The sequence below is a fragment of the Allosphingosinicella sp. genome, assembly GCF_036402135.1.
Lineage (GTDB): Bacteria > Pseudomonadota > Alphaproteobacteria > Sphingomonadales > Sphingomonadaceae > Allosphingosinicella.
Genome location: NZ_DASWTN010000012.1, coordinates 1 through 7060 on the forward strand (window position 1 = coordinate 1; position 7060 = coordinate 7060).

At 65.8% G+C, this 7060-nt stretch carries 9 protein-coding genes; 5 read left to right on the top strand and 4 right to left on the bottom strand.

The window, feature by feature from the left end; genetic code table 11:
* Positions 1 to 35 precede the first annotated feature (35 nt).
* Entirely contained in the window at positions 36 to 626 is a 591-nt protein-coding gene (locus tag VGD10_RS04030) for a hypothetical protein (RefSeq protein WP_331039513.1), read from the bottom strand.
* Positions 627 to 695: 69 nt separating this feature from the next.
* On the opposite strand from VGD10_RS04030, the gene VGD10_RS04035 reads away from it, so the two are divergent.
* The 4 genes from VGD10_RS04035 to VGD10_RS04050 are packed head-to-tail and all read left to right on the top strand — an operon-like array spanning position 696 to position 3353.
* A complete protein-coding gene (locus VGD10_RS04035; protein WP_331039514.1) occupies positions 696 to 1298 on the top strand; it encodes a LemA family protein in 603 nt (200 codons plus the stop codon).
* Positions 1299 to 1321: 23 nt separating this feature from the next.
* Positions 1322 to 2146 (top strand): TPM domain-containing protein, encoded by an 825-nt coding sequence (locus tag VGD10_RS04040; RefSeq protein ID WP_331039515.1) that lies wholly within the window; start codon positions 1322 to 1324, stop codon positions 2144 to 2146.
* Positions 2143 to 2820, top strand: a complete 678-nt coding sequence (locus VGD10_RS04045; protein ID WP_331039516.1) for a hypothetical protein — start codon at positions 2143 to 2145, stop codon at positions 2818 to 2820. Before VGD10_RS04040 ends, VGD10_RS04045 begins: the two co-directional genes overlap by 4 nt.
* Positions 2814 to 3353 carry an NUDIX hydrolase gene (locus VGD10_RS04050; protein WP_414639498.1) on the top strand — a complete coding sequence of 180 codons (540 nt, stop codon included), beginning with the start codon at positions 2814 to 2816 and terminating at the stop codon, positions 3351 to 3353. The genes VGD10_RS04045 and VGD10_RS04050 overlap by 7 nt, the downstream gene beginning before the upstream one ends.
* Here VGD10_RS04050 and VGD10_RS04055 read toward each other — a convergent pair.
* Together VGD10_RS04055 and VGD10_RS04060 are read right to left on the bottom strand one after the other, a co-directional pair.
* Entirely contained in the window at positions 3303 to 3680 is a 378-nt protein-coding gene (locus VGD10_RS04055) for a hypothetical protein (protein WP_331039518.1), read from the bottom strand. The two genes, VGD10_RS04050 and VGD10_RS04055, sit on opposite strands and share 51 nt — an antisense overlap.
* A 40-nt stretch (positions 3681 to 3720) precedes the next feature.
* Positions 3721 to 3999 carry an ETC complex I subunit gene (locus VGD10_RS04060; protein ID WP_331039519.1) on the bottom strand — a complete coding sequence of 93 codons (279 nt, stop codon included), beginning with the start codon at positions 3997 to 3999 and terminating at the stop codon, positions 3721 to 3723.
* A 138-nt stretch (positions 4000 to 4137) separates the two neighbouring features.
* Here VGD10_RS04060 and VGD10_RS04065 point away from each other — a divergent pair, with 138 nt between their 5' ends.
* Entirely contained in the window at positions 4138 to 4605 is a 468-nt protein-coding gene (locus VGD10_RS04065) for a hypothetical protein (RefSeq protein ID WP_331039520.1), read from the top strand.
* On the opposite strand, the gene hrpB is transcribed toward VGD10_RS04065, so the two are convergent.
* The gene (gene hrpB, locus VGD10_RS04070) at positions 4606 to 7059 is read right to left on the bottom strand and encodes an ATP-dependent helicase HrpB (RefSeq protein WP_331039521.1); all 2454 of its coding nucleotides are present in this window, start codon (positions 7057 to 7059) and stop codon (positions 4606 to 4608) included. It lies immediately after the preceding gene.
* Position 7060 lies beyond the last annotated feature (1 nt).

Here is a 7060-nt window from a genome sequence, read left to right on the forward strand (position 1 = left end):
CGCTTAATGTGAAGTGAAGGGCTATTGGTGCCCGCTCAGCGGAGTTCCGGCCAAGCCCTCCAATCGGCAAGCGTGCTGCCGGAAGGGTAAACCCAATCCACTTCGCCTTGGCCGCCGAAGCTGCGAAGCTCGAGGCGGTAGGTCCAGGGTCGCGGTCCGAGCATCCTCACTGGAACCCGCATTTCATAGCCTCCATAGGGATGGAATTGTTCGGTCAAGGGACGAGCCTGGCCGCCCTCCCGGTACGGCGCGGTCGATCCGTACCAGCCCGTGTCCGGCTCCCAGACGAAGTTCGGCATCTTGCCGTCCGCTCCGGTCAGCACGCGTTCGCCGAAGCGTGTGGAGGTATGAAGGTTGAGGATGCGCCCGGTCCGGTCCGCGATATAGAGGTCGGCATATCGGTAAGCACCCGGAGGCAATTGGATGCCGACGAAGAGAGTCTCTCCGTGCATCTTCATGAGCAGCTTCGCGCCGCCTTGCGTCTCCCTAGCCTCCACCCCTGCCCATTCGCCGGCAGTGACATTTCCGTCCAGCACCATCTCCGTCACAACTGGCGGGGCGGGAGGAAGGGTGGTGCAGCCTGTCAGGCCCAAGAGGAGCGCGGGCAGGATCCTGTTGAGACGCATACTATCTCCCGTTGCGGTCACGGTTTTAAATGCCTACCTCCGCTTGAATAATATTCAAGGGAGGCACTGATGAACACTCGCCTGATGACTGCTCTTGTGGCCCCTGTCGCGATCGTTTCGCTTTCCGGCTGCGGCGTGAACACCATTCCGACCGCCGAGGAACAGGCGAAGGCGCAATGGGCGAATGTCGAGGCTGCCTTCCAGCGCCGCGCCAACCTGATCCCGAACCTCGTTGCGACCGTCCGCGGTGCCGCCGCGTCCGAGGAGCGTATCCTGACCGGCGTCACCCAGGCCCGCGCCGATGCGACACGCATCACCGTCACGCCTGAGCAACTCAACGACCCGGCCGCGATGCAGCGTTTCTCGGAGGCCCAGAGCCGCCTCAGCGCCGCGATCATCCCCCTCCAGCGGCTTCAGGAGGCCTATCCGCAGCTGCAGAGCCAGCAGAATTTCGCGACCCTGATGACACAGCTCGAAGGGACCGAGAACCGTATCAACATAGAGATTCGCGATTATAACGAGGCGGTGCGTCGGTATAACACCACGATCCGGACGTTCCCGAACGTCATCGGCGCGAAGATCTTCTACGGCTCTGAACCTTTAGTGCCCTATCAGGCGGTCACTCCGAACGCCGAGGTGGCGCCCACGGTCGACTTTGGGAACGGTCAGTAAGCCCGGCGCGTAAGGGGCGGGCCATGATCCTCAGCCGCCTTTTCCTGCTGTTGGCACTGCTCGTCGCGGCGCCTGTTGGTGCGCAGACCTTTCCCAAGTTCACGGGCTTTGTGGTTGACGATGCGAACGTCTTGCCGCCTCAAACAGAAGCGGAGCTGACGGCCAAGCTGGATGCTCTTCAGCGGGATACGAAGCGGCAGCTTGTCGTAGCGACTATCGCAGACCTGCAAGGTTATCCGCTCGAGGATTATGGATATCGGCTTGGCCGCGCCTGGGGAGTTGGGCTGAAGGACGTGGACAACGGCGCGATCCTGTTCATCGCACCCAATAATCCGCCTGGCCAGCGAGGGCCCAGGCTGGAGGTGGGCTACGGTTTGGAGCCGGTTCTCACAGACGCTTTCGCAGGCATGATCATCAATCGTGAAATGATGCCGAGGCTAAGAGCCGGAGATATACCCGGCGCCATGACGGCCGGGACAGACGCGCTCATAGCGCAATTGCGTGCTTCTCCCGAAGAGGCGCAGGCACAGCTGGATGCAGCGATAGCGGAGTTTAACCGCTCCAAGGGCAGATCGGAGAGCGAAGGTGGCGGTTTTCCCGTCGCGATGATTTTCTGGCTGATGGTGCTGTTCTTCGTAATTCTGCCAATGATGCGCGGTGGCCGCAGAGGACGCAGGTACAGGCGGCGTGGCGGTTTTCCGATCGTGATATGGGGTCCCGGCTTCGGCAGTGGAGGCGGCGGAGGCTGGGGCGGAGGTGGCTTCGGCGGCGGCGGCTGGGGGGGCGGAGGTTTCACCGGCGGCGGCGGCGGCGGCTTCGGCGGCGGCGGCGCATCGGGGGGGTGGTGATGCTGAAGCTTTCAGACGCCGATCACAAGCTCGTGACCGATGCCGTCACGCGCGCCGAGCAGTCGAGCGATGGTGAGATCGTGACTATCGTCGCCGACAAGTCCGACAGCTATAATGATGTCGGCCTGCATTATGCAGTGCTGGCCATGCTGCTGGTGCCGGCGGTGCTCGCCATACTGCCGCAATCAGTTATAAATGATGGAATGGGCCTCTTCCTCGGCTGGGATGAAACCCTCACCCGCGGTGTGCTGATGGCATTCCTGTTCGTGAAGCTGGCGGCCGTGTTCCTGATCGTCCGCTATGCGCTTGCCTATATGCCGCTCCGCATGGCGCTGACCCCCGGCTCCACCAAGTCGCGGCGGGTGAGGCGGCGAGCGGTAGAGATGTTCCGCGCCAGCGCCGAGCGCCGCACGCAGGGCCGCGTCGGCGTCCTCCTCTACCTTTCGCTGATGGAGCATCGCGCGGAGATCGTCGCGGACGAGGCGATCCACTCGAAGGTGGAGCCGGACGTCTGGGGCGATGCCATGGCAGTGCTGATCGAGAATGTGAAAGGCGGCCGTCCAGGCCAAGGCATGGCGAAGGCGGTGGAACAGATCGGCCTCGTCCTTGCCCAGCACCTCCCGAAAACCAGCGCCGACACCAACGAGCTTCCGGACAGGCTGATAGAATTGTGACCGACCCGCCCGCGACCGTTTGGGAAGGCAAATATATCAAGGTGGTGAAGCAGGGGACTTGGGAATGGGTCTCCCGCACCCGCGGCGTCACCGCGGCCGTGATCCTCGCAGTGGACGACGGGCACGTGCTGCTCGTCGAGCAAAGGCGGGAGGCGCTCAGCGGCCAGTCGCTGGAGCTTCCCGCCGGACTGGTTGGAGATGAGCAGGAAGGTGAGGACATAGCAGAGGCCGCTATCCGCGAGCTTGAGGAAGAGACCGGCTACCGCGCCGAGCGGGTGGTGGACCTCGGTCGCTTTCACGCTTCGCCGGGGATGTCGTCGGAAGGCTTCACTCTGCTCCGCGCCGAGGGGCTGACGAAGGTCGGCGAGGGCGGCGGCATCGAGAATGAGGACATCAAGGTCCACCGCATCCGGCTGCAAGACGTAGCGGCGTTTGTGGAGGAGAAGCGCCGCGAGGGCGTCAAGATGGACGTGAAGATGCTTCTATTGCTTGGGAGCGTCTTTCTTGAGCCACTCCGCGCGGGCGGCGACTGACTCCACCGTAAATTCCTCCTCGTCCGCTTCCATGCTGTGGTTCCAGCTTCGCGCGCTGAGCTCGGCAGCGAGGCAGCGATGCTCCGAGATGCGGTGCCCCGCACCTTCGGCCTTCACCATGTGGATGCGAACATCGCCGGCGACCAGTTCGTAAGGCCCCTCGACCGCATCGTAGCGCTCTGCGCGCGCCGTCGCGGCGAGACCATCGATATGCGCGCGGCACGCGGCGGCATCCGCAAAGCGTTCGGCGCTGACCACGAAAGGCACCTCTTCGGCAGCAGCGGGCGCGGCGATGAAGGCGAGGAGAAGAGGCAGTGCGCGGATCATTCCTCCCGATCCGCCTGAAGCCGTGAACCGCGGCTGAAGCCTATTTGAAATTGTCGGCGTAGCTTTGCAGCCTGAGCTTCCGTTCCGACGGCGGCACCAGATGATAATCGATGCCGTAGCGCTCGGCATAGCCTTTCGCCTGCTCCAGCGTGTCGAAGGTGAGCGTGACCTGCGTCTGCGTGTCGGTGCCGCCCGACCAGCCCATCAGAGGGTCCGGCCGCCGCCGCGCGCTGGATTCGAACTCGAGCACCCATTCGCCCGCGCGGGCCGTGCCCGACTGCATCGCATTCTTGGACCGCTGGAAAAGACGCGCCGCCATTGCCGACCTTTTTCGATTCACCTGGACGCCGCTCCTATAGCGCGCAACCCCGCTTTGTCTAAGCCTCGGTTAAGCCGCGCTTCATCCGGCGCGGCGCTATTCGTTCCGCATCAGAAACGAGCTTGTGGGGACGAGTCCATGTTGAGCATTGCGAAGAAAGTGACCTGCGGCGCGCTTGCAGGGATCATGTTGCTGGCGACGGCGGCGCCGGCCGAAGCGCGCCACCGGCGGCATTGGGACCGCGACGACGATCTGGATGCCGGCGACATCATCGGTGCGGCAGTGGTTCTGGGCGGGATCGCCGCCATCGCGTCAGCGGTGAAGAACAGCGACGGCTATGGCGGCAGCTACGGCGCCGAGCGGCGGGCGGTCGACGCCTGTGTGCGTGAGGCGGAGCGGGGCTTCTCCCGCTACGACAGCATCCGCGTAACCGATGTCACCGACGTCGAGCGGCGCGGCGGATATTATTTCGTGCGCGGGACGCTGGAAACGCGGGGCGATTATGACGCCCGCGACGACTTCCAGGCGCGAACGGACGGCTTCACCTGCACCGCGCGCGGCAGCCGCATCTACGATTTCCGCCGGAGCGGCGACTATAATTGGTGATCAGGAGCGGGCGGCGGCCTTCTTGGTCCTGAGCGTGGGGTCGGCCTTGGCAGGATCGTCCGGCCAAGGGTGCTTCGGATAGCGGCCGCGCATTTCCTTGGCGACGCTCGTCCAGCTTCCGGCCCAGAAGCCAGGCAGGTCCCGCGTCGTCTGGATCGGCCGCCCCGCGGGTGAGGTGAGGCTGAGGATCAGCGGCACCTTGCCGCCCGCAAGCGCCGGGTGCTCCGAAAGCCCGAACAGCGCCTGCACGCGCACCGTCACCGTGGGACCGCCGTCGGCATCATAGTCGATCGAGTGGCTGCTCCCGGCGGGAGTGACGAAGTTCTCGGGTGCGAGCCGGTCCACCGCCTTCTTCCCCTCCCAGCCGAGCAGCGCGTCTAGAACTCCGCTGAGGGCCGATCGATCGATGTCTGCGAGCTTCCTTCTGCCCGCCACCAGCATCGGCAGCCATTCGTCCAGCGAGGCGCGCAAAGCCTCGTCCGAAAGATCGGGAAGTGAGGGATCATATGTGCGGGCGAAGGCGGCGCGCTTCCTCAGCGAATCCGCCGCTTCGCTCCACGGGAGGAGCGACAGGCCATGGGCGCGGACGCCTTCGACCAGCGCCGTCGCGACTTCCTCAGGTGAGGCCTGCGCATCGCGTCCTTCGGAGAGTACGATGGCACCGAGCCTCCGCCCGCGCTGCGCCTTCACCGCGCCGGTGGCCGGATCGAAGCTGAGCTGCGTTCCGCTCGAAATTCGGTCGCCGAAGAGCTGCTCGACCGTTGCCTCATCGATGGCCGCGGCGGAAAGGATGCGGGCTCCTGATGCGCTGCCGCCGACTTCCGCCACCGCAAGCCATCCCTCCCGCGCCAGCGGCGACAGCGGGTCGAGCCTGAAGCCGCGCCCGCCGGCGGAGATCCAGTTCTCGCCGCTCCCGCTCCGGCGCCTAGACAGCCGGTCCGGAAAGGCGAGGGCGACGCAGCCGCCGATATTCTCCTCATTCGATTTGGCCGAGGAAGATGAGACGAGCCCGCGCCACCTTCGCGCCAGCCCCCTTGCAGATTCGGCCCTCTGTCCGCGCTCGCCACGCCAGCGGCGGAGCCGGAGCTCCAGATCGGCATCACTGCCGCCAAGCCCGCGCTCCGACAGCAGCACGGCCACTTCCGCCGCCGTTTGCCCCCAGCCGCGCGCCTCCGCTTCCACCAGCATGTGCGCAAGTCGCGGCGGCAGCGGGAGCGCGGCGATAGCTTTGCCATGCGCGGTGGGGTGGCCGTCCTGATCGATCGCGCCAAGCGAGAGGAGCCGTTTACGCGCCTCGTCGACGGCTGAGGCGGGCGGCGGATCGATCCACTTGAGCTGGCGTGGATCAGCGACGCCCCAGATCGCGCAGTCGAGCAGCAGCGCGCTGAGGTCGGCTTCTAGTATCTCCGGCGGATCGAAGCGGGGCAGGCTGGCGGTCGCCGCTTCCTCCCACAACCGATATACGATCCCCGGTCCTTGCCGTCCGGCGCGGCCGGCCCGCTGCGTCACCGCCGCCTGGCTTGCCCGCTCGGTGACCAGGCGGGTCATGCCCGCGGCGCGGTCATAGCGGGGGCGGCGGGCGAGGCCGCTGTCCACGACGATGCGAACGCCGTCGAGCGTCAGGCTGGTTTCGGCGATGGAGGTGGCAAGCACGACCTTCCGGCGGCCGGCGGGCGCCGCCGCAATCGCCGCGCGCTGGTCGCGTGGGTCGAGCAAGCCGTGCAGCCGGTGAATGTCGGTGTGGGACGGAATGCCCTCCAGCCGCTCCGCCGCCCGCTCGATCTCGGCGACGCCGGGAAGGAAGGCGAGCAGGCTTCCCTCCTCTTCGGCAAGCGCCCGGCGAATGGCGGCCGCCATCTCATCCTCGATCCGCTTATCTGACGCGCGGCCGACATGCCTTAGATCGATGGGATAGCTCCGCCCCTCGCTCTCGATCACCGGCGCTTCGCCCATCAGCCTTGCGAAGCGGGCACCGTCGAGCGTCGCCGACATGGCGAGCAGCTTCAGGTCCGGCCGCAGCGCTGCCTGCGCATCGAGCGCGAGCGCAAGGCCGAAATCGCTGTCGAGGCTCCGTTCATGCACCTCGTCGAAGAGAACCGCCGACACGCCCTGAAGCTCGGGATCGGACTGAACGCGGCTGAGGAAGATGCCTTCGGTGAGGACAAGAATGCGCGTCCTTCCCGAGCGCTTCGTATCGAGGCGGGTAGCATAGCCGATCGTCTCGCCTACCTTCTCAGCCGCAAGCTCCGCCATCCGCTCGGCTGCCGCGCGGGCGGCAAGACGGCGGGGGGAGAGCAGCAGGATTTCGCCCGTGCACCAGTCTTCCTTGAGCAGAGCCGGGGCAACGGCGGTCGTTTTGCCGGCACCCGGCGGAGCGACCAGTACTGCGTTCGGCGCCTCTCGCAGCGCCGCAAGAAGATCGGGCAGGACCTGATGGATGGGGAGGGCGGTCACA